The organism is Bacteroides sp. AM44-19 (assembly GCF_003603395.1).
Taxonomy (GTDB): domain Bacteria; phylum Bacteroidota; class Bacteroidia; order Bacteroidales; family Bacteroidaceae; genus Bacteroides; species Bacteroides uniformis.
In genome coordinates, this window is sequence record NZ_QTNB01000001.1 from 626560 (window position 1) to 650775 (window position 24216).

Annotated in this window: 20 protein-coding genes; 17 read left to right on the forward strand and 3 right to left on the reverse strand. The window is 48.9% G+C overall.

Going from position 1 to position 24216, the window contains the following annotated elements; all coding sequences use genetic code 11:
- Positions 1–7: 7 nt before the first annotated feature.
- Entirely contained in the window at positions 8–1282 is a 1275-nt protein-coding gene (locus tag DW947_RS02900) for an efflux RND transporter periplasmic adaptor subunit (RefSeq protein ID WP_005826657.1), read from the reverse strand.
- Between the two features lie 303 nt (positions 1283–1585).
- Between DW947_RS02900 and DW947_RS02905 the strand changes: the two genes are divergently transcribed.
- Genes DW947_RS02905 through DW947_RS02915 form a run of 3 tightly spaced genes read left to right on the forward strand, consistent with a single transcriptional unit; the run spans position 1586 to position 3240 of the window.
- On the forward strand, positions 1586–1855 hold the full coding sequence (locus DW947_RS02905; RefSeq protein ID WP_005826660.1) for a hypothetical protein: 270 nt from the start codon (positions 1586–1588) through the stop codon (positions 1853–1855).
- Position 1856: 1 nt separating this feature from the next.
- A complete protein-coding gene (locus tag DW947_RS02910; protein ID WP_005826663.1) occupies positions 1857–2411 on the forward strand; it encodes a 1-acyl-sn-glycerol-3-phosphate acyltransferase in 555 nt (184 codons plus the stop codon).
- Positions 2412–2433: 22 nt separating this feature from the next.
- Positions 2434–3240 (forward strand): amidohydrolase, encoded by an 807-nt coding sequence (locus tag DW947_RS02915; protein WP_009036814.1) that lies wholly within the window; start codon positions 2434–2436, stop codon positions 3238–3240.
- On the opposite strand, the gene DW947_RS02920 is transcribed toward DW947_RS02915, so the two are convergent.
- On the reverse strand, positions 3212–3913 hold the full coding sequence (locus DW947_RS02920) for an SIMPL domain-containing protein (RefSeq protein ID WP_005826670.1): 702 nt from the start codon (positions 3911–3913) through the stop codon (positions 3212–3214). The genes DW947_RS02915 and DW947_RS02920 overlap by 29 nt on opposite strands.
- Before the next feature lie 497 nt (positions 3914–4410).
- On the opposite strand from DW947_RS02920, the gene DW947_RS02925 reads away from it, so the two are divergent.
- From DW947_RS02925 to DW947_RS02955, 7 genes are all read left to right on the forward strand, one after another.
- Positions 4411–6402, forward strand: coding sequence for a glucosamine-6-phosphate deaminase (locus tag DW947_RS02925; RefSeq protein WP_005826674.1), 1992 nt, complete (start codon positions 4411–4413; stop codon positions 6400–6402).
- A 169-nt stretch (positions 6403–6571) separates the two neighbouring features.
- The gene (locus DW947_RS02930) at positions 6572–7450 is read left to right on the forward strand and encodes a DUF4886 domain-containing protein (protein ID WP_005836017.1); all 879 of its coding nucleotides are present in this window, start codon (positions 6572–6574) and stop codon (positions 7448–7450) included.
- A gap of 148 nt (positions 7451–7598) precedes the next feature.
- Positions 7599–10529, forward strand: coding sequence for a xanthan lyase (locus DW947_RS02935; RefSeq protein WP_117962604.1), 2931 nt, complete (start codon positions 7599–7601; stop codon positions 10527–10529).
- 116 nt (positions 10530–10645) lie between these two features.
- Positions 10646–10960 carry a hypothetical protein gene (locus tag DW947_RS02940; protein WP_005826681.1) on the forward strand — a complete coding sequence of 105 codons (315 nt, stop codon included), beginning with the start codon at positions 10646–10648 and terminating at the stop codon, positions 10958–10960.
- Positions 10961–11179 carry a sulfurtransferase TusA family protein gene (locus DW947_RS02945; protein WP_005826683.1) on the forward strand — a complete coding sequence of 73 codons (219 nt, stop codon included), beginning with the start codon at positions 10961–10963 and terminating at the stop codon, positions 11177–11179. It begins immediately after the preceding gene.
- A complete protein-coding gene (locus DW947_RS02950) occupies positions 11176–13014 on the forward strand; it encodes a YgiQ family radical SAM protein (protein ID WP_005826685.1) in 1839 nt (612 codons plus the stop codon). Before DW947_RS02945 ends, DW947_RS02950 begins: the two co-directional genes overlap by 4 nt.
- Before the next feature lie 35 nt (positions 13015–13049).
- Entirely contained in the window at positions 13050–13694 is a 645-nt protein-coding gene (locus DW947_RS02955) for a hypothetical protein (RefSeq protein WP_005826687.1), read from the forward strand.
- A 19-nt stretch (positions 13695–13713) separates the two neighbouring features.
- On the opposite strand, the gene mfd is transcribed toward DW947_RS02955, so the two are convergent.
- On the reverse strand, positions 13714–17103 hold the full coding sequence (mfd, locus tag DW947_RS02960) for a transcription-repair coupling factor (RefSeq protein ID WP_117962602.1): 3390 nt from the start codon (positions 17101–17103) through the stop codon (positions 13714–13716).
- A 653-nt stretch (positions 17104–17756) separates the two neighbouring features.
- Here mfd and DW947_RS02965 point away from each other — a divergent pair.
- The 7 genes from DW947_RS02965 (at position 17757) to DW947_RS02995 (ending at position 24148) form a co-directional block, all read left to right on the forward strand.
- Positions 17757–18512 carry a polyprenol monophosphomannose synthase gene (locus tag DW947_RS02965; RefSeq protein WP_005826694.1) on the forward strand — a complete coding sequence of 252 codons (756 nt, stop codon included), beginning with the start codon at positions 17757–17759 and terminating at the stop codon, positions 18510–18512.
- Positions 18513–18556: 44 nt separating this feature from the next.
- A complete protein-coding gene (locus DW947_RS02970) occupies positions 18557–19903 on the forward strand; it encodes a dihydroorotase (RefSeq protein ID WP_005826696.1) in 1347 nt (448 codons plus the stop codon).
- A 33-nt stretch (positions 19904–19936) separates the two neighbouring features.
- Positions 19937–20851, forward strand: coding sequence for a vitamin B12 dependent-methionine synthase activation domain-containing protein (locus tag DW947_RS02975; protein ID WP_005826699.1), 915 nt, complete (start codon positions 19937–19939; stop codon positions 20849–20851).
- Positions 20852–21060: 209 nt separating this feature from the next.
- Positions 21061–21546, forward strand: coding sequence for an RNA polymerase sigma factor (locus DW947_RS02980; RefSeq protein ID WP_005826701.1), 486 nt, complete (start codon positions 21061–21063; stop codon positions 21544–21546).
- Positions 21547–21550: 4 nt separating this feature from the next.
- A complete protein-coding gene (locus tag DW947_RS02985; RefSeq protein ID WP_005826703.1) occupies positions 21551–22177 on the forward strand; it encodes a hypothetical protein in 627 nt (208 codons plus the stop codon).
- Positions 22165–23340 (forward strand): metallophosphoesterase, encoded by a 1176-nt coding sequence (locus DW947_RS02990; RefSeq protein WP_044467453.1) that lies wholly within the window; start codon positions 22165–22167, stop codon positions 23338–23340. The genes DW947_RS02985 and DW947_RS02990 overlap by 13 nt, the downstream gene beginning before the upstream one ends.
- Before the next feature lie 49 nt (positions 23341–23389).
- Complete coding sequence (locus DW947_RS02995; protein ID WP_005826706.1) at positions 23390–24148, forward strand: lysophospholipid acyltransferase family protein; 759 nt, start codon at positions 23390–23392, stop codon at positions 24146–24148.
- Positions 24149–24216: the final 68 nt, after the last annotated feature.

The following is a 24216-nucleotide window of genomic DNA, read 5'->3' on the forward strand; positions in this document are numbered from 1 at the left end:
AACATCATTACTTTGAAGGGTTGTTGTCCTTTGATTTATTCTCAGCCGGAGTAGTCTGCTTCGTTTCGGAAACAACCTGCTTGTTCAGAGAATCACTCGTCTGCTCTTCCTCCTTTTTAGGAACGGCAGCCTGGGCACGTACTTTCATACCCGGAGTCAGCTTGTGGAAACCTTCAGTCACAATTTGTTCTCCGGCAACCAGACCACGCTCAACCACCCAATTGTTGCCAAATTCAGGTCCCAGTTCAATGAAACGCTTTTCAACCGTAGAGTCCCGGCGCATCACAAAAATATATGCACCACCTTTCTCAATGGTAACCGCCTTTTGAGGAACGGCGACAGCACCCTCACGTACATCCAGCAATAGCTTAACCTTTGTAAACTGCCCCGGTAACAACACTTTGTTAGGGTTCGGCATTTCGGCACGCACGGAGAATGTTCCGGTCTGAGGGTCCACCTGAGGTTCGGCAAAATCCACATAGCCCTTATAAGGATAGACGGTATTATCCGCCAAAGTAATCGTAATGTTCGGCTGCCAGGAACGTGTAGAGTCCTGACGCCCTATATCGATATTCCGTTCCTTGCTTTTCAGGTAATCCAATGCCGTCATGCTGAAATCTACCAGAACCGTATCACTTTTCACAACCGTAGCCAGCAAGGACTTGCCTCCCGGTCCGACCAATGTTCCCAAATCCACATTTCTTTCACTGATATGTCCCGATAGCGGAGAACGGACCAACGTATATCCCAATTCCAATTCAGCCTGGTCCAAATCGGCCTGGCTCATCGCTACTGAGGCTTCTGCAGTCTCGTAAGCAGCCTGGGCATTGTCCAAATCCAGCTGGCTGGCAGCGTTCTGCGCATAGAGGGGGCGGATACGCTCCAAATCGCGCTTTGCCTTCAATGCCTGCGCTTCATCCTTCTTTAACTGTGCACGAGCTTTGTCAGCCTTTGCCCTATACTGGTCCTGGTTTATCACAAAAAGTACCTGGTTCTTGGTGACATATGTTCCTTCTGCGAAAAGCATATTCTCCAAATACCCTTCCACACGCGCACGTACCTCTACAAACTGCTGAGCGCGAATACGTCCCACGTACTCGCCATATATCTCCACATCTCCTTTTTCCGCAGATTCCACAATCACGGTAGGAGCTTCCGATTCCACCTTCTTAGGCCAAGTCAGAATAACGTAACCTGCCAACAATACCGCCATGCAGGCAACCATCATCAGCAACCTCTTCTTCTTTAGTTTCAATTCTTTTTTCGTAAAAAACTGTCTCATGCTTGTTTGTATATTAAATTTAACCCTGTTTCTTTCTATTAAAGCAAATCCGATGCCAATCTATCACCATCTCATCCATTACGTCTAACAAACTATATATCAAGCAGAAAAGCAGACGGCAGTTCTTTATTCATGGTGGCATCCTCCATTTTTCCCTGTGGAATGTGTCCACAGTTTGTGGAATAATTCCACAAAACCACTAAATTAAAAACACATAAAAAACCTTTTTTGCTCTACACTAACAAAGAAAAACATTATCTTTACCGAAAATAATTCAGATTATTCATTTTAAACGTAAAGATTATGGCAAGTAGAAAAGAACTAAAGAAGAATATAAACTATATTGCAGGTGAATTGTTCACAGAGTGTCTTGTAAACAGCTTATATGTGCCTGGAACAGACAAACAAAAAGCCGATGAACTGATGGCTGAAATTCTGAAAATGCAAGATGAATTCATAAGCCGCATCAGCCACACCGAGCCAGGAAATGTAAAAGGTTTCTACAAAAAACTTCGTGCTGACTTCAATGCAAAAGTAGACGAAATTATTGACGCAATGGGCAAACTGAAATAAGATGAAGAAAGCCTTTTATAGCTTCATTTATTATCGCCTGCTGGGCTGGAAGACAAACGTGACGGTGCCCGACTACGACAAATGTGTAATTTGTGCGGCACCCCATACTTCCAATTGGGACTTATTTATCGGTAAATTGTTTTATGGTGCCATCGGCCGCAAGACCAGTTTCATGATGAAAAAGGAATGGTTCTTTTTTCCTCTGGGACTGATATTCAAAGCCGTTGGCGGCATTCCGGTGAACCGGGGACGTAAATCTTCCTTAGTGGACCAAATGACCGAAAAGTTTGCAAACAGCAAGCATTTCCACCTGGCTATTACACCGGAAGGAACCCGTAAAGCCAATCCCAACTGGAAGAAAGGTTTTTATTACATAGCACTTAAAGCACAAGTGCCCATCATGCTTATCGGGATTGATTATCCTTCCAAGACCATCTCCTCTACCAAGGCTGTCATGCCTACCGGAGACATCGAAAAGGATATGCGCGAGATAAAACTGTACTTCAAGAACTTTAAAGGAAAAAATCCCGAAAATTTTGATTTAGGAAATATCTAATCAGGTATTAAGCATTAATGCCATGCGAATAAGCATCTTGCAAACAGACATCGTCTGGGAAAATAAACAAGAAAATCTCCGTCGTCTCCGCGAGAAGTTAGAAACTCTTCGTGGAACAACGGAGATTGTTGTTTTACCGGAAACATTCTCCACCGGCTTTAGTATGGACACCGCCAGCTTGGCCGAACCCACAACGGGAGAAACCATAGCAACACTGCGCCAATGGTCCGAAGAGTACCGGCTTGCTCTTGCCGGCAGCTATATTGCCTGCGAAACAGCCTCGGAAGGCGGAAAGCCATCCTACTACAACCGCGCATTCTTCCTTACGCCCGAAGGCAATGCTTACTATTACGACAAACGCCACCTCTTCCGGATGGGGCACGAGACAGAACATTTCACCCCCGGCAACCGGCGTCCCATCATCCGATATCGCGGCTGGAATATACTGCTGCTTGTATGCTATGACCTTCGTTTCCCGGTCTGGAGCCGCAATACGAGCAATGAATACGACCTCCTGATTTACGTCGCCAACTGGCCCATTCCCCGCCGGAAAGTCTGGGACATCCTGCTGCAAGCGCGCGCGCTGGAAAACATCAGTTATGTCTGCGGTGTCAACCGTATCGGCAAGGACGGCAGAGACATTCCACACAGCGGAGGCAGTGTGGTCTACTCTCCGAAGGGGGAAGTGCTTGCCACTGTGCCCGACAACGAAGAGGCGATTGCCACCGCCTCCCTCAACCTTTCCTCCCTGCAGGAGTTCAGGCTAAAGTTTCCCGCTTGGAAAGATGCGGACGAGTTCGTTATTTCTTCAAATAATAGTTCACAGTAGTCACTACACGTACGCTTTTTATATAAGGAGTATAGGCATCGCGGTCACTTATGGAGAACTGCCCTTGCGAGGCATTGCGGATTTTCCCCAGTTCACTGTCCGAATCCTTGGCAAACTTCTCGGCTGCAGCACGAGCGTTCTTCGTGGCCTCCTCTATCATTCTGGGCTTCACTTCGTTGAGACCGGTGAATTCATAAGACACATTATATTTATAATCCCCTCCCGTGATGGCAATACCCTGCTTCAAGAGTTCAGCCTGCCCCGACATGAGCTTACGCACCCTATCCACATTCTTGGAAGTGACAGTGATGACAGACGTGGCATTATAACGATAGGCCACGTTGCGGTCAACGTAACGTTCGGCCTGCATATCAATCACTTCGGGCGGTGCAATACTGATTTCCTCCTTCTCAATACCGTTGTTTTCAAGGAAACTCACGACGGCAGCGTTTTTCTTCTCCATATTGGCATAAAGCAGTGCAGGGTCATTACCTATGTCTTTGTAGACAAGAGGCCAGACTACCTTGTCGGCAGGCACTTCCATTTCGGCCAGCCCTTTCACACTGACCACACGGTCCTTATTCACAAAATTGTTGATACCGCCTTTTACCATGATTCCCAACAAAAGCAGCCCCACGGCTATGATGGCTGCTTCTACTTTCCAGCTTTTCATACATTGATATTTTAGAGTTTATAAACACACACAAATATAACAAACCCAAACGACAAAAAGTGCGATGAATGGTCTATTTTTATATGATTATCCTCACTTATACCCCAAACGAACGAGACATTATACAAAATGCACCAAATCCTCTTTTTTAGAGTATTTAATGAAAATACCCAAAAGAAGGAGTACATCTTCTCCAAAAAGTACCTATTTTTGTCCTTCGAAACAATGTCAAAGCGACAACATGATTAATTTAATAATTCTAACCCCTAAATCCTATGTTGACCCAACGTAAAATCCATACTCACGGTGGCGGTTGGCCGTGACTTTATGGAATGACCGAAGACACTTTCCGTACAACCGTCAAAACCCATATGAGATATGGGACGACCAGTATTTCTTAATTAATCTTCAGCAATATGCGGATGAACATTGTTTTTCGTATATTTGTTGATTGAAAGAACAGTTCAATACTTAATCATTTATTAATAATAAATTTTATGAAAACCAATCTAAGCTCTCAAATCACTCTCAACAGAGTCTCCCCCAGGTACTATAGACCTGAGAATGCATTTGAACGGTCGGTATTGACCCGACTGGAAAAAATCCCGACTGATATTTATGAGTCTGCAGAAGAAGGCGCCAACCAGATTGCCCTTGACATTGCACAGTTAATCCGTGACAAGCAAAAGGCGGGACGTTTCTGTGTCTTGGCACTGGCAGGCGGTAACTCTCCGCGCAATGTATATGCAGACTTGGTACGTATGCACCAGGAAGAGGGATTAAGTTTCCGCAACGTAGTCATATTCAACCTCTACGAATATTATCCATTAGCTCCCAATGCCATCAACAGCAACTTCAACGCATTGAAGGAAATGCTGATAGACCATGTGGACATTGACAAACAGAATGTTTTCACCCCCGACAGCACCATCGCCAAAGACGCCATCTTTGAATATTGCCGTCTTTACGAGCAGCGCATTGAAAGTTTCGGTGGCTTAGACATCGCTTTGCTGGGCATTGGCCGTGTAGGTAATATAGGTTTCAATGAACCGGGTTCACGCCTGAACTCTACCACTCGTCTGATATTGCTGGACAACGACTCCCGCAATGAAGCTTCCAAGATGTTCGGTAGCATTGAAAATACCCCCATCAGCTCCATCACCATGGGAGTAGCCACCATCCTCTCGGCAAAGAAAATATATCTGCTGGCATGGGGTGAGGAGAAAGCGCAAAAGGTGAAAGAATGCGTTGAAGGTCCGGTAACAGATACTATCCCTGCATCTTATCTGCAGACTCACAACAATGCACATGTAGCTATCGACTTGTCTGCCGCCGCCAATTTGACGCGTATCCAACGCCCCTGGCTGGTAACCTCCTGCGAATGGAACGACAAGCTCATCCGCAGTGCCATCGTCTGGTTGTGCCAACTCACCGGAAAACCCATTCTGAAACTGACCAACAAGGACTACAACGAAAACGGTCTGAGCGAACTGCTGGCATTGTTCGGCTCAGCCTATAACGTGAACATCAAGATATTCAATGACCTGCAACATACCATCACCGGATGGCCGGGCGGCAAGCCGAATGCTGACGACACCTATCGTCCTGAGCGTGCAAAGCCCTATCCAAAACGTGTGGTCGTATTTTCTCCGCATCCCGATGATGACGTTATCTCCATGGGAGGCACCATCCGTCGTCTGGTAGAGCAGAAACATGACGTGCATGTAGCTTACGAAACTTCCGGTAACATTGCCGTAGGCGATGAAGAAGTTATCCGCTTCCTGCACTTCATCAACGGGTTCAACCAAATCTTCAACAACAGCGAAGACCAGGTCATCAATGACAAATATACTGAAATCCGTAAATACTTGAAGGAGAAGAAAGACGGTGACATGGATACACGCGACATCTTGACCATCAAGGGACTGATTCGCCGTGGCGAGGCACGCACTGCATGTACATACAATAATATCCCTCTGGATCACTGTCATTTCCTTGACCTGCCATTCTACGAAACGGGCAAGATACAGAAGAATCCTATCAGCGAAGCAGACGTGGAAATTGTACGCAACCTATTGCGTGAAGTGAAACCCCATCAGATTTTCGTTGCCGGCGACCTGGCCGACCCGCACGGCACACACCGTGTTTGTACGGACGCCGTATTTGCCGCCATTGACTTGGAAAAAGAAGAAGGTGCCAAATGGTTGAAGGAATGCCGCATCTGGATGTACCGCGGTGCATGGGCCGAATGGGAAATCGAAAACATCGAGATGGCTGTGCCCATCAGCCCGGAAGAACTGCGTGCCAAGCGTAACTCTATCCTGAAGCATCAATCGCAGATGGAAAGTGCACCGTTCCTGGGCAATGACGAACGTCTGTTCTGGCAACGCAGCGAGGACCGTAACCGCGGAACAGCTGCCTTGTATGACAGCCTCGGACTTGCTTCCTATGAGGCGATGGAAGCCTTTGTGGAATACATTCCGCTATAAACGGATAAAATATTAACAATAGGATGAGATGTATTGCTCCGGCAATGCATCTCATTTTTTCATGTCTCAGCCTTCTTATATTCCCAAGGAATATTTGCAGATATAAAAACAATCAAATAATTTTGTTACTTATTTATCGAAACGACAAAACTTAAAAACAAACACCATTATGAAAAAGTATGCTATCAACATCCTTGTCATTTTATTCCTACTCACGCCATTTACATTGTTTGCAAATGGATGCCATGCCAATAACGACACCATCAAAGTATTGGCAATAGGCAACAGCTTTTCACAAGATGCAGTAGAGCAATATTTGCACGAACTGGGAGAAGCTGAAGGTATCACCATGATTATCGGCAATATGTTTATCGGAGGATGTTCACTGGAACGGCACGTGCAAAACATACGCAACAACGCTCCGGCCTATGCCTATCGCAAAGTAGAGAAAGACGGGGAAAAAACAGAAACCCGGTCAATGACTATTGAGAAAGCACTGGCCGATGAGAAATGGGACTATATCAGTGTTCAGCAGGCCAGCCCTTTGTCTGGTATCTATGACAGCTACAAAGCTTCCCTACCTGAATTGGTTAACTATATCAGGGAACGAATTGGAAAGGAAACCGTATTAATGGTGCACCAGACATGGGCTTATGCTACCAATGCCAACCACACCGGATTCAAAAACTATGACCAGAACCAAATGAAAATGTACACCAGCATTGTGGATGCAGTAAAGAAAGCCGCCAACCTGGTGGGTATCAAGAAAATTATCCCTTCGGGAACCGCCATACAAAATGCACGTACCTCCTTTATCGGCGACCATATGAATAGGGACGGATACCACCTTGACTTAACCATAGGCAGATATACAGCTGCCTGCACATGGTTTGAGGCATTGACCCATCAGAATGTAACAGAAAACCCATATTCTCCCGAAGGAATGGACCCAATCCATAAGAAAGCAGCTCAAATGGCTGCGCACAACGCCATCCTCTATCCGGACAAAGTTACGGAACTGACAGAACTGAAAAAGATTGCCGATTAATGCTTTTTAATTCTTAAGACTTACTTATATGTCTGCAAAATAATAAAAAGAAAGTAACCCGCTCATCAGTGAAGCTTTCTTTTATGTACTTTTGCACGCACCACCGTCTGGTAAAAGCAGATATTGGCAACTTCAATATTTCATCAGTATGAAAAAACTTATCCTAACCGGCATATGGCTCTTGTGTGGATTCCTCCTTCCGGCACAAGAACTAGAGCAGAATGTGGAAGAACGCCTCCAGACATTCTTTAGGGAATACACCACCCATACGGCCAACATCGGTACCTGCAAGCTGGATAGTTTCCGCATTGACTTCCGGAAGAAGAAATTGCTTGTCTATACAAACGAGCGCTTTGCCTACCAGCCTCTACGGCCTGAAACCGTTGATGCCATTTACCGCCATCTGGGACAAATCCTGCCAGGACCGGTGAACTATTTCGACCTCACCGTCTTTGCTGACGGGAAGAGCATCGAAGAGCTTATCCCCAACCTCTACCGGAAAGGGAAGAAAGACAAGGCACGTCTGTTCAGCCACCTGGAATACAAAGGTACCCCCTGGGTAACCCGTACCTCGCGCCCCTACGACATCACCCGCGGACTGGAAGGACGCCACATCGCCCTTTGGCAAAGCCACGGGAAATATTATATCAATGACAAGGACAAATGGGGATGGCAACGCCCGAGGCTGTTCTGCACTACAGAAGACCAGTTCACCCAATCCTTCATCCTGCCCTACCTCCTGCCCATGCTAGAGAATGCAGGAGCCAATGTATTCACTCCCCGCGAAAGGGACACGCAGAAGCAGGAAGTCATCGTAGACAATGACGGTAGCCTGAGCGGACATGGAGGACAAGGTTCCCTTTATCTGGACGTGAAAAGCCGGAAAGCACGTTGGGAACAGACCTCCCGACCCGGATTTGCCCAACGGAAACGAGTCTATCAAGACAATGAAAACCCTTTCCTCTCCGGCACGGCACGCTTTGCCAAAACTGAAAAGAAGAAAGACAAGGCTTTTGCCGAATGGGTACCCGATATTCCGGAAACGGGAGAATATGCTGTATACGTATCTTACCAAACACTGCCGGGCAGCGTAAGCGATGCCAAATATCTTGTATTTCACAATGGAGGCGTCACGGAGTTCAAGGTGAACCAGCAAATAGGAAGCGGCACATGGGTGTACCTCGGCACATTCACTTTTGACAAAGGCCGGAACGACTACGGCATGGTGGTATTGAGCAACGAAAGCAAAGAGAAAGGCGTGGTCTGTGCCGATGCCGTCCGCTTTGGAGGGGGCATGGGCAACATTGCCCGCGGGGGACAAACCAGCGGCTTGCCCAGATACCTGGAAGGCGCACGCTACTTTGCCCAATGGGCAGGCATGCCCTATCCCGTCTATGGAGGCTATGAGGGAAAGAATGATATGAACGACGATATCAACGTACGTTCCCGTACAGTGAATTACCTTGCAGGAAAATCACTATTCAACCCAACGGAAGAAGGTTTGGGCATCCCCTTTGAAATGAGTATGGCCCTGCATAGCGATGCCGGTTTCAGTAAGGAAGATGAGATTATAGGCACTCTCGGCATTTATACCACCAACTTCAACAACGGTCGGCTGCATGCCGGTACAGACCGCCATGCCTCCCGTGACCTTTCGGACATTCTGCTAACGCAGTTGCAGCGTGATATCCGCTCTACCTTCAACGTAGACTGGACACGCCGCAGCCTATGGAACCGCAACTACAGTGAAACACGCCTGCCCGCCGTCCCTTCCACCATCGTAGAACTGTTGTCGCACCAGAACTTCGCAGATATGCGCTTGGGACATGACCCTAACTTCAAGTTCACCGTCGGGCGTGCGCTCTATAAAGCTATTCTGCAATACATATGCAGCCAGCACGGCAGAGACTACGTTGTCCAACCCCTTCCCGTCAGCCACTTTGCCATCCGCTTCGGTCAAAAGAAGAATACTTTAGAGCTTTCCTGGCAAGGAGAGGAAGACCCGTTGGAGCCGACTGCCAAACCACGTGAATACATTGTATATACACGTATCGGTCGTAGAGGATTTGACAATGGCGTACGCGTCAGCTCCCCATCCCACACCGTAAAAATAGAACCGGGCATCGTCTATTCCTTTAAAGTAACCGCCGTAAACCGGGGTGGCGAAAGCTTCCCTTCGGAAATTCTTGCCGCCTACAAGGCAAAGCGTGAAAAAGGACAGATACTTATCGTCAACGGATTCGACCGCATCAGCGGGCCTGCCGTTATAGACACCCCCGATGCGGCAGGCTTCGACTTGTCACAAGATCCCGGCGTACCCTATCTCTATGACATCTCCCTCTGCGGCGCCCAGCAGAATTTTAGCCGGAAGGAAGCAGGACGACGTCTGGGAGAGAGCAGTGACGAATACGAAGGCATGAAAATCATCGGAAACACTTTCGATTACCCCTTCGTACATGGCAAAGCCATCCAGGCAGCCGGAAATTACAGCTTCGTCTCATGCAGCGACGAGGCTGTGGAAAAGGGCATCCTCTCATTAGAGGATTATCCGATAGTGGACTATATCCTCGGACTTGAGAAAGAAGACAATTCCAGCAATCCGGCACGCAATACCTACTACAAAACATTCTCCTCGCCCATGCAGCGCATACTGACTTCCTATTGCCAGTCGGGAGGTCATCTCCTGGTCAGCGGTGCCTATGTAGGCAGCGATATGGACAGCTCGCAGGGCAATAAAGAATTTATTCAGAATATCTTGAAGTACCGGCATGGCAACTCTCTGAAAACAGACGGGGACAAAATCGCTGTCCGGGGACTGGGGCATACCTTCACCCTTCCCCGCCTGCCGAATGAGCAAAGCTATCCGGTCACTTCCCCTGATTGCATCCTGCCCATGTCTCCCGCTTTTCCAGTCATGACCTATGCCATCGGCAACACACCCGCCGCCGTAGCCTATCAAGGCAGTGATTATCGCACTTTTGTCATGGGATTCCCTTTTGAAAGCATCCGGGAAGAAACATCCAGAAATGTAATTATGGCATCCATACTCCGCTTTCTCACCACAGATTACACAGATTAACACAGACAAAATAGCAATCCCTATAAATAATCTGTGAAAATCTGTGTAATCTGTAGTGAAAAAACTATCTTTGCTTCCATTAATCATTAAACATCAACCACTAAACATTAAACATCATGTACACTATACAAGCCAACCCCAGCGGAACCCGTAGTTTAGAAGTTTCTGAAGAGAATCTTGCCACCATCGAGAAATACGGCCTCTTCCGCCATCTCATCGACAGCAACGGTATTGTGGACGAAACCGTGCTCGACAAGTTGAAACTGAACATCCGCTCCCTCATCGCCGCGCAAGAGGAAGACAGCAAAGACCTGCTCGACCTCTGTATCGACGTTATCTATCACAACAACATGAAGGCCTTCGGACTACAACAGCTCATCAAGCTCTATCTGCAATGGCTTTCCCAACAAGACACCATAGAAGAAGAATAAATGAAAACCATCGACACCTGCGGACAACAGCATTACAGCCCTTTAATCCCTGCCATCAAAGCCATGTGCGAGGCCGGAAAAGGCGAGAAGCTGGAAATCATCATGGACGACGCTGCTGCCTTCAATGACATGAAAGAGTATCTTTCCGAGCAGCAGATAGGCTTCCGTGAGATTTACGACGGAGAACGGATGACATTACAGTTTTTAATGTGCAAATGAAAGAATATCGCCTTACAGACTGGCTTCCTACTACCAAGAAAGAAGTGGAACTGCGTGGTTGGGACGAATTGGATGTAATACTTTTCAGCGGTGACGCCTACGTGGATCACCCTTCTTTTGGAGCCGCCGTCATAGGCCGCATCCTCGAAGCAGAAGGATTGCGCGTAGCCATCATCCCCCAACCCAACTGGCGCGACGACTTGCGCGACTTCAAAAAACTGGGACGTCCCCGTCTGTTCTTCGGCATCAGTCCCGGCTGTATGGATTCGATGGTCAACAAATATACTGCCAACAAACGCTTGCGCAGTGATGACGCCTATACCCCGGATGCACGTCCGGATATGCGTCCGGAGTACCCTTCCATTGTATATACCCAGATATTAAAGAAGCTATTCCCCGATGTCCCCGTCGTACTGGGCGGCATCGAGGCAAGCATGCGCCGCCTGACGCACTATGACTATTGGCAGGACCGTGTACGCCCCAGCATCCTCCTCGACAGCGGAGCCGACTCACTCATCTACGGTATGGGAGAGAAACCGGTGGTGGAACTTGCGGAAAGGCTGAAACGCCAACAGACACAGATGGACGCCCCAAGCTTCAAAAAGCTCATCGCCGATATTCCCCAAATGGTTTACCTTGACAAGGAAGTAGTGGTACAAGAAGGGGATATCACCCTCTTTTCCCATGAAGAATGTCTGAAAGATAAAAAGAAAGAAGCTGCCAACTTCCGTCATATCGAGGAGGAAAGCAACAAATATACAGCATCCCGCATCTTGCAAAAGAGCGGCAAGCTGACGGTAGTAGTCAATCCTCCCTATCCCCCTTTGACGGAAGCTGAACTCGACCGTTCTTTCGACTTGCCATACACGCGCCTGCCCCATCCCAAATACAAGGGAAAACGTATTCCGGCATACGACATGATAAAGTTCTCCGTCAACCTGCATCGCGGATGTTTCGGAGGATGTGCCTTCTGCACCATCTCCGCACACCAGGGCAAATTCATCGTAAGCCGCAGCAAGGAGAGCATTCTGAAAGAGGTGAAAGCCATCACGGAGCTGCCAGACTTCAAGGGTTATTTGAGCGATTTGGGAGGCCCGTCGGCCAATATGTACCGCATGAAGGGACGGGATGAGGCCGTCTGCAGGAAATGCAAACGCCCGTCGTGCATCTACCCCAAGGTATGCCCCAACCTGAATACGGACCACCGTCCGCTGCTCGACATCTATCATGCCGTAGATGCCCTGCCCGGCATCAAGAAGTCCTTCATTGGCAGCGGTGTACGCTATGACCTGCTGCTGCACCAGAGCAAGGACCCGAACACTAACAAAAGTACGCAGGAATATACCCGCGAGCTCATTGCCCGCCATGTCAGCGGTCGCCTGAAGGTAGCACCGGAGCATACGTCAGACCGCGTGCTCAACATCATGCGCAAGCCTCCGTTCAGCCAGTTCGGTGAGTTCAAGAAGATATTCGACAGGATTAACCATGAAGAAGGACTACGCCAGCAGCTTATTCCTTATTTCATCAGCAGCCATCCCGGATGCAAGGAGGAAGATATGGCAGAACTTGCCGTCATCACCAAGCGACTGGACTTCCATCTGGAGCAAGTGCAAGACTTTACCCCTACTCCCATGACCGTTGCCACCGAAGCATGGTACACGGGCTTCCATCCTTATACGCTGGAACCGGTATTCAGTGCCAAAACGCAGCGCGAGAAACTGGCTCAACGCCAATTCTTCTTCTGGTACAAACCCGAAGAGCGCAGGAACATCATAAACGAACTGCGCCGGATAGGACGGACGGATTTGATAGACAAGCTATACGGGAAACGATAAAAATACGATATTTCCAAGAAACTCACAGCAACTGCATGAAACGATTCCTCCTCCTCTGCCTATCCCTACTCCCCATCGGAGCGACAGGTCTGCTGGCACAAAGCGAATGCCTGCCGCAAAATTACAGTATCATCTTCGGTGGCGGTGTATCCTTACCTCATGTAGAGGGAAACCGTAACGACTTCTTCAGCAAGAATGGCAACCGGGTGGGATATGACCTGATGACAGAAGGCCGCTACTACATCACGCCCCTATTTGCCGCAGGACTTCAATATGACTATCTACGCATGGCACGCCTGCCGGATAAGGCACATCTGCACTGCATACGCCCCAACATCACATACCGGCCCTTGTGGAGCAACGGGAATCAAGGACTGTTCCTCTCGTTCGGCATCGGGTATATGAACTATCAGGAACGGACATATAAACGCGGTGAACGGAACGGACACCTTTTCCATAAAGGATATTGTGGAATAACTTTCGCAGCAGGCTATGAGTTCCGCATCAGCCGTAAACTCTCGGGCATGATTCGCTGTGATTTCCTGACAGCAGACTGGTTTGCCAACCCCGATGCACGACTTTATAACACAGACGGGTATGATGACGGAGTAGACCATAGCTGGTTCAAAAACAACATCACTTTCTTCAATTTGGGATTCGCCTTGCAGTTCGGACGTTAGTGGCAGGAGTGGCAACAGTTTACTCTTCCACCTGCATTGCCACTACCTCCTGCAACACACAGACAGCTTCTTCTACCGTCTTGACATCCTTCACCAACATACTCCGTTTGTTGTTCTGTTCGCGCAGGTCACAACGCCGGGTGTACTTCATCATGTAGGCAATGACCTTACCGAAAGCCTGGCTCTGATAGTACGGGCTGTCCGGATTGGAGACGAAGAACAGGGACATGCGCCCACCTTTCAGAAAGACTTTCTCCACGCCGAGGCGGGCAGCCAGGCGTCGCAAGGGAACGATGCGCAGCAGTTCTTCCGTTTCGGGAGGAATCGGGCCGAAGCGGTCTTCGAGGCGGGAACGGAAAGCATCCACATCCTTGTCGAGTGTCAATCCGTCCAACTCGCGATAGAGCAACATACGCTCGCTGCTGCCAGTCACGTAATCGGCAGGCAACAGAAGTTCAAGGTCGCTTTCCACCTGGCATTCGTCGACAAACTGTTCTCCACTGATGACGCCTCCGTCTGCTTTCAGTTCTTCGGCATAAAGGTCGGCAAACTCGTCGGTCTTCAGTTCGTGCACAGCTTCGGAGAGAATCTTTTGATACGTCTCGTAGCCTAGGTCGGCAATGAAACCACTCTGTTCGGCACCGAGCATATTGCCTGCGCCACGGATGTCAAGGTCCTGCATGGCAATGTGGATGCCACTGCCCAGGTCGGAGAAGTTCTCGATGGCTTGCAGGCGTCGTTTTGCTTCGGGAGTAAGGGAGGACAAAGGCGGTGCCAGCAGGTAACAGAAAGCTTTTTTATTGCTCCGCCCCACACGTCCGCGCATCTGGTGCAAGTCACTGAGGCCGAAGTTCTGCGCCTGGTTGATGATAATGGTATTGGCATTGGGTATGTCGATGCCACTTTCGATGATGGTAGTGGCAAGCAGCACATCGTAATCGTAATTGACGAAATCAAAGATTATCTTCTCCAGTTCGGCAGGCTCCATCTGTCCGTGTCCGATACAGACACGGCAGTCGGGAATGTGCCGCTCTATCATGGCCTTCAACTCAACCAGATTGGAAATACGGTTATTCACGAAGAATACCTGCCCGTTACGGCTCATCTCGAAATTGACGGCGTCGGCAATGATTTCCTCGTTGAAGGTGTGCACTTCCGTCTGGATGGGATAGCGGTTAGGCGGCGGTGTCTGGATGACGCTCAAGTCGCGCGCACCCATCAGCGAAAACTGCAAGGTACGGGGAATGGGTGTAGCCGTCATGGTCAGCGTATCCACATTCACCTTCAATTGGCGGAGTTTCTCCTTGACGGAGACGCCGAACTTCTGCTCCTCATCAATAATCAACAAACCAAGGTCTTTGAACTTAACGTCTTTTCCCAGGATACGGTGGGTACCGATAAGAATATTCACTTCCCCTTCGGCAAGCCCTTTCACTACAGCCTTTGCCTGAGCAGCGGTGCGGGCACGACTCAGATACTCCACCCGGCAAGGCAAACCTTTCAAGCGCTCCTTGAAGGTCTGGAAATGCTGATAGGCAAGTACGGTAGTGGGCACCAGTACAGCCACCTGCTTATTGTCCGCCACAGCCTTGAAAGCGGCACGAACAGCCACCTCCGTCTTGCCGAAGCCCACGTCACCGCACACCAGGCGGTCCATCGGACGGGCACTCTCCATGTCGGCCTTCACGTCGGAAGTAGCCTTGCTTTGGTCGGGGGTATCCTCATAGATGAAGGAGGCTTCCAACTCCCGTTGCAGGAAGCTGTCGGGACTGTATTGGAACCCCTTCTCCTCGCGGCGTTGCGAGTAGAGTTTTATCAAGTCGCGGGCAATATCCTTTATCTTCGTCTTGGTGCGGTCTTTCAGCTTCTCCCAAGCTCCGGTGCCGAGCTTGTTGAGGCGGGGCGCTTCACCCTCCTTTCCCTTGTACTTGGAAACCTTGTGCAGAGAGTGGATGGAGACAAACACCACATCTTCGTTCTGATAGACAATCTTCATCACCTCCTGCGTGGTGTCACCGTTGGGGATACGTACCAGTCCGGCAAAACGCCCCACACCGTGGTCGGTATGCACCACATAGTCGCCGGGGGTGAATTGGTTCAGCTCCTTCAGGCTCAAGGCCACCTTGCCGCTGCGTGCCTTGTCGCTCTTCAAGTTATACTTGTGAAAGCGGTCGAACAGCTGATGGTCGGTAAAGATACAGATACGTAAAGTGTCGTCGGCAAAGCCTTCGTGCAGTGTCCGTTCCACGGCGGTAAAGGATATGTTGTCTCCACGGTCCTCAAAGATGGCACGGATGCGGTCGGTCTGTTTCAGGCTGTCGCTGCATATGTAGATGGTGTAGTGACGGGAGAGGTATTCGCGGAAACTCTCCGCCACCATGTCGAAGTTTTTATGGAAGATAGGCTGTACCGTAGTATGGAACGAGACGGTAGCATCCGGCGTTCCGGTGGGCTTGTTGCCGAACTCCATCCGGCGGAAATCGAGGGCGCGCAGGGTGAACTCGCCACCATCAATCAGCTTGCCTTCCAGCGTGATGGCTCCATTCTCCTCCGACTCACGGGCGGCGATGGCCTGTGGGGTGAGCGATTCGTCGTGCACGGTCTGGATGCGTTCGCGCAACCAGAGAAAGTCGCGCATGGCAAGCAAGCTGTCCGACGGAAGGAAATCGAGGAACGACACCATGCCGCCGCTTCCTTTTTTTTCCAGGCTATGGCTCAAGTCGGGAACTATCACGATGCTTTCTTTCTTCTCTTTCGAGAGCTGTGTTTCCACCTCGAAGGTACGGACGCTTTCCACCTCATCGCCGAAAAAGTCTATACGGAAGGGATATTCGGAAGAGAAGGAAAAGACGTCGATAATACTGCCACGAACGGCATACTGCCCCGGCTCGTAGACGTAGTCCACATATTCAAAACCGTAGCTGCGCAATACGTCCGTCACGAAGTTCATATCCACCCTCTCGCCTGCATGCAGTTTCAGTGTATTCTCTCCCAGTTCCTTACGAGAGACAACCTTTTCGGCCAGCGCATCCGGATAGGTCACCACGCAAAGCCCCTCTTCTCCTTTTTGCAGGCGACTCAGCACTTCTGTACGGAGTATTTCGTTTGCCGCATCCTTCTGCCCGTACTTGATGGCGCGGCGAAATGAAGAAGGAAAAAACAATACCTGCTCTGTCCCCAATATCTGCGTCAAATCATGATAGAAATAACCGGCTTCCTCCATATCGCCCAGAATGAAAACGAGCGGACAAGTAGCCCGCTGAACCAATACAGACGAAAACAAAGAAGCGGCAGAGGCATATAAACCTCCGCAATACAGGTGACGGACAGAGTTATCTTTCAGAAGCCTGCACACCCCCTCTACATTGGGATGGGAAGCATAAGATTGTTGCAGTTCAGTTATATTCATTGCTTTGCGCTTTTTCCCCCGGTATTGCCTCTCATAAGGTATCCTACCGAAATAAATTCGGTGCAAAAATACACAAATAATCTTTAGCTTTGACCTGTCGGCAACTATGTTCTCTGAAATAATCTTTCTGCTGTCAGCCTGCACATCCTTCACCTTTTTTCTGTATCGCCCTATTTATCGGGGAAGGCAATGAAACTTCTTTTCCTCCAATTATGAATAACACAGCCTACACAATCCCTATTCAGGAGTTATGTTACACAAAGTTTATCCCCAGCCTGCGGACATGTATCCCAGGGGTTGGTCTGTCTATCCCAAAGCTTGGGATAGACAGACCAAGACTGAAGAGCACTTTTTCTCCCTATATCTACCCACTTTATCCTTTATACTTCGAAAGTTTTTCTTTAATAGTTTGAATGTTTTCTGTTAATGATTGAAACGGGAATAGCTAAAGATTGAGGCTAAAGTTCAAAGTCAAGCATACGGTTCTTTGATTTAACCTGCATTCCTCATAGTCAGGAGTTAGAAGGAGCTACATAAATGAAAGAGTCGTGGCGCCAGAACTTTGCAAAATCAAGATTTGTGTGAAAATGCTGCCAGATAAAAAAGAAATGTATTACATTTGTTCCCAGTTATAACCCCCATTACCTATAAGTATGCAAACATCAGACAGCATTGTCATCATCCCCACCTACAATGAACGGGAGAATATAGAAAATATCATCCGTGCCGTTTTTGCTCTGAAACATGGTTTTCACATCCTTGTCATTGAAGACGGTTCGCCCGACGGAACGGCTGCCATTGTAAAGACCTTGCAGCAGGAGTTTCCTGAACGCCTCTTCATGGTGGAGCGCAAAGGAAAGCTGGGATTGGGAACAGCCTATATAGCCGGCTTTAAGTGGGCATTGCAACGAGGTTATGAGTATATCTTCGAAATGGATGCCGACTTCAGCCACAATCCCCAAGACCTGCCGCGACTCTACCGCGCCTGCTCCGAAGAGGGTGCCGATGTAGCCATCGGTTCACGTTATGTGAGTGGTGTGAACGTAGTGAACTGGCCCATGGGACGTGTACTGATGTCTTATTTTGCCTCCAAGTATGTGCGCTTCATCACCGGGCTGCCCATCCACGACACTACAGCCGGATTTGTATGTTACCGCCGCCGGGTATTGGAGACCATCAATCTGGACGGTATCCGCTTCAAAGGATACGCCTTCCAGATAGAAATGAAATTCACCGCCTACAAATGTGGCTTCAAGGTAAAGGAAGTGCCTGTCATCTTCATCAATCGCGAACTGGGCACCTCCAAAATGAACAGTAGTATTTTTGGTGAAGCCGTATTCGGAGTGATTCGGTTGAAATGGAACAGTTGGTTCCATAAATATCCTACCGTAGATAAGGAGATGAAGTGATGGGTGATAGAGTGATAGGGGTTTACTACAAATATTAGGAAGATATGAAAAGAACATTGATACATAACGCTACGATTGTCAACGAAGGACAATCCGTGAAAGGTTCCGTAGTGATAGAAGACGGGCGCATTGCAGAGGTACTGACCAACTGGAAACCGCTCTCCGCCCCTTGTGACGAGACCATAGATGCCACCGGATGCTATCTGTTGCCTGGCATCATCGACGACCATGTACATTTTCGCGATCCCGGGCTGACCCACAAAGCGGACATCCTCACCGAAAGCCGTGCGGCTGCCGCAGGTGGTGTGACCTCCATCATGGATATGCCCAATACAAATCCGGTGACCACTACGCTGGATGCCTTGAACGCCAAACTTGATTTGCTGAACGAGAAGTGTATCGTAAACCATTCCTGCTACTTCGGCGCAACAAACGACAATTACAGCGAATTCGGCAAGCTGGACAAGCACCGCGTCTGCGGTATCAAGCTATTCATGGGCTCCAGTACCGGAAACATGCTGGTAGACAAGATGAACAGCCTGCTGAACATCTTCAACGGTACAGACATGCTGATTGCCGCCCACTGCGAAGACCAGGAAACCATCAAGAACAATATTGCCAAGTATAAGGAAATGTTTGCCGGAGAGAATGATATTCCCATAGGCAAGCATCCCTACATCCGCTCCTCGGCAGCATGCTGTGCATCTTCTGAGCTGGCAGTACGGCTGGCAAGGATTGCCGGTGCACGGCTGCATATTCTGCATGTGTCCACAGCCAAGGAACTGCAACTGTTCAATGACTATTCACTTTCCGAGAAGCATATCACCGCCGAAGCATGCGTTGCCCATCTCCTCTTCACGCTCAGTGACTATCGCACGTTGGGCACACGTATCAAGTGCAATCCTGCCATTAAGAAGCAAGCCGACCGCGATGCCCTGCGTGCAGCCGTCAACTCCGGCCTGATAGACGTTATAGCCACCGACCATGCGCCCCATCTGCTCTCCGAAAAAGAAGGAGGTGCCTTGAAGGCCATGTCCGGCATGCCGATGATACAGTTTTCGCTTGTCAGCATGCTGCAACTGGTAGATGAGGGAATATTCACACTCGAGACCATCGTTGAAAAAATGTGCCATGCTCCCGCACAAATTTACCGCATCAACGAGCGCGGCTATATCCGTGAAGGTTACCGGGCAGACCTTGTGCTGGTACGCCCCGATACCCCGTGGGAAGTGACAGCCGACAAAGTTTTGAGCAAATGCGGCTGGAGCCCATTGGAAGGACATACCTTCAACTGGAAAGTGGAAAGGACTTTTGCCAACGGACATCCCGTTTATAGCGACGGCATGGTGGACGATGCTTATCGTGGCGAGGAACTGAGATTTGGAGAGTGAAGGCTAGGGATTAAGGATTAGGGATGAAATGGGATGAAAAGGACAATATTGGCACTGGGGCATGAATTGCTTTCGTATCGGATTCATGAAGTAACCCCTTACATCAACTGGATTTATTTCTTCCATGCCTGGGGCTTCCAGCCTCGCTTTGCAGCTATCGCAAACATCCATGGCTGCGATTCTTGCCGTGCACTTTGGCTGACGACCTTTCCCGAAGAGGAACGCACCAAGGCTTCCGAAGCCATGCAGCTCTTCAAGGAGGCCAATAGAATGCTCGACCGACTGGACGAAACAATCTCCATCCATTGCATCTTCAGGCTTTGCCAGGCAAATGCAGACGGAGATAACCTCTTGATAGAAGGAACAACCTTCCCACTGCTCCGCCAGCAGACACCCCAACCCGATGGCGGTCCATTTCTCTGTCTGAGCGATTTTGTACGTCCCCTCTCTTCAGGCACGCCCGACATCGTAGGACTTTTCGCCTCCACCATCAGTGAAGAGGCCGAAGAGACTTATAAAAGCGACCCTTACAAACATCTCCTTGTACAGACTCTGAACGACCGCCTTGCCGAAGCCGCCACAGAAAAGATGCACGAATATGTCCGCAAGGAGGCTTGGGGGTATGCCCCCGACGAATCCTTGTCCATTCCGGATCTGCTGGTCGAGAAATACCAAGGCATCCGCCCCGCTGTGGGATACCCCTCCCTACCCGACCAATCCGTGAATTTCCTGCTGGACGAACTGCTCGGCATGAAGCAGATAGGCATCACGCTGACTGAACATGGAGCCATGCACCCTCACTCCTCCGTCTGCGGCATGATGCTGGCACATCCCGCATCCCGATACTTTTCAGTGGGCAAGATTGGAGAAGACCAGCTGGACGACTACGCCCGCCGCCGGGGAATGCCAATAGGGGATATGCGGAAGTTTTTAGCCACTACAATATGAATAATGTGCTAATGTGCCTATATGCTAATGTGCCAATTGGCTGCGCTATATGTATATTGTGCTACCATGCCGCAGGTCATTGGCACATTAGCATATAGGCACATTAGCATATAGGCACATTAACACATTAAAATAATCCTTTTTGAACTGTGATTTATCGCCACACAATGCGACTAACAGTGCAAAAGCAATTCGAAAGAAGCTAAAAGATGGAAAATGCAGAACAAGAGTTTGTATCCGTGGTACGGGAGTATGAGCGCGTGATATATAAGGTGTGCTATCTGTACACCACGCCCAATGCTACCCTCAACGACCTGTATCAGGAAGTGGTGCTCAACTTATGGAAAGCATTTCCCAAGTTCCGGCGGGAGTGTAAGATTTCCACATGGATTTACCGCATCGCACTGAACACGTGCATCAGCTTTATCCGCAAAGAAAAGAACATCCCCGAAATCGTCACCCTCACCCAGGAAGCCGACCGGACTGAAGAAACCGACGAGACACAAGCCATGCTACGGCAGCTCTACCGGATGATAAACCGACTGGGACAATTGGAAAAGTCCATCATACTGCTCTATCTGGAAGAGAAAAGCTACGAAGAAATTGCCGAAATCACCGGGCTGACCTTGACAAACGTTGCCACCAAACTCAGCCGCATCAAGGACAAATTGAAAAAAATGAATAAGGAGGAATAAATATATGGAACTGGATGAACTGAAGAAATCATGGAACGCACTGAATGAACAGTTGCAGAAAGAACCGATTGCTGACGAACAGCAGATTACCGAACTGATTGCCGGCTACAAGGCCAATACCCGCAAAAGTCTGGGACGACTCGTAGTCATACAGCGTTTCTCTATCGGAATGGGAGCGGTAGGTCTGGCAGCCCTTCTGCTTATATGGCTGTTGCTGCCCACCTTCGGCTTCAATGAGCAGCTGCAAGGCAAGATTGTCGCTTTACTGGGATTCATCGCTATAAGCATCCTCATAGGCATGTGGTGGGACTGGAAAACATACCGCTGGAACAAGGACACGCGTATTGATGAAATGGGGGTTGCCGAAGTCAGTCGCCGTATGACCACCTTCCGCCAATGGACCAGATATGAAGTGATGGGCATCTCCATTTGGATTATCCTTTTCAATATCCTCAACTATTGGGTGATGGAATATCATCTGGCACCAGCCAGCGTACAAGCCCTACTGATTACCCTTTTCGTAGTATTTGACGCGCTAATTATCTATATTCTCTACAAAAAAGTGATTTACAAACATCTGGACAATATTAAAAAGAACATTGAAGAATTGAAAGATATATGCACCGAGTAACTCTTGTTTTCATCCTTTTCCTTCTCATCCCCGACCTTTACATTTACTTGGTTTATGTAGTAAGAAAAACCAGAAAGGCAGTCCTTCACTGCCTTTATTGGCTTCCCACCTTGCTATTAGCGGCAGGCTATGTTTACTTCATATTCCTTACGGGCGACAATGCGATGTCAAACCATACGCAGGCCATAGGCAGACTGGCAATTACCATCATGCTGTTTGTCTTTCCAAAAACCATATTCATGCTTTGCTCGCTGGTGGGAGTACTGGCACACTTCATCATCCGTCGTTGTCCCCGCAGCCCGTTCACCGCTATAGGACTGGTTTTGGCTGTCGTCAGCTTCTTCAATATCCTTTACGGTACCCTGGCAGGCATCACCCGTTTCGATACAAAAGAAGTGGAATACCGTTCTGCCAATATTCCGGAAGGTTTCGACGGCTACCGCATCGTGCAAATATCGGACATACACATCGGCAGTTGGCAAGGCAATCCGGAACCCATCAAACAGTTGGTCGATTTAGTCAACGGACAGAAGCCGGACCTGATTGTCTTCACCGGTGACCTCGTGAACCAGCAGAGCCACGAACTGGATGGTTTCCAAGAAATACTCTCCCAACTATATGCACCGGACGGAGTATACTCCATCCTCGGCAATCATGACTATGGCTCATACTATCACTGGCAAAGCCCGAAAGCAGAAATCGCCAATCTGGACTATTTAATCCGGCAGCAGAAAGCAATGGGATGGAAACTGCTGAACAATGAGCATGACATCCTTCATCACAAAGGTGACAGCATAGCCCTCATCGGTGTGGAAAACGACGGGGAGCCTCCTTTCTCCCAATTTGCAGACTTGCCGCAAGCCATGCAGGGTACGGAAGGGATGTTCCAAATATTGCTCAGCCATAACCCTACCCACTGGAGGCGCGAGGTACTGCCCCGATCGGATATTTCACTGATGCTTGCAGGACACACCCACGCCATGCAAGGCATCCTGTTCGGACATTCCCTTGCCGAACTTATCTATCCGGAATGGAGAGGAATGTACTACGAAGGCAAGAGGGCTTTGTACGTAAATATTGGCATCGGCTATGTAGGACTACCGTTCCGGTTCGGGGCATGGCCGGAAATTACAGTACTAAAATTAGTAAGAGAGAAAGAGTGACGAAATAAGAAAAAGGTATATCTTTGTAGCAATAAAAAATCCGACACCTATGAAGATACTTTATATTATTTATCAGGTTTGCTTTGCGTTGCCCATTTTATTGGTACTGACTATCCTTACAGCATTGGTCACCATCATCGGTTCGCTGATAGGAGGAGCGCATATCTGGGGTTACTATCCCGGTAAAATCTGGTCACAGCTCATCTGCTATATACTGCTTATTCCGGTGGAGGTACATGGAAGGGAGAAAATACACAAACGTACTTCCTACGTGTTTGTGCCCAATCACCAAGGTGCCTTCGACATATTCCTGATATACGGATTCCTGGGACGGAACTTCAAATGGATGATGAAGAAGAGCCTGCGCAAAATCCCGTTTGTCGGCAAGGCATGCGAGAGCGCAGGACATATCTTCGTCGACCGTTCCAGCCCCAAGAAGGTGCTTGCCACCATGCGGCAGGCAGAATCATCTTTGAAAGACGGCGTGTCACTGGTAGTATTTCCCGAAGGGGCACGTACCTTCACGGGACACATGGGGTACTTCAAGAGAGGTGCTTTCCAGTTGGCAGATGAACTGCAACTGGAAGTGGTGCCCGTCACTATAGACGGCTCGTTCGAGATTCTTCCACGCACCGGAAAGTGGATACACCGTCACCGGATGATACTGACCATCCATGAACCTATTCCTCCCAAAGGGAAAGGGGCAGAAAACATCAAGGCAAGCATGAACGAGGCTTATGCGGCGGTGGAGAGTGCATTGCCGGAAAAGTATAAAGGGATGGTGAAGAACGAAGACCAGGACAGATAAAGACATAATGACAAACGGGAATGCCTGAATATCTTGATAGGATATTCAGGCATTCCCGTTTGTCATTA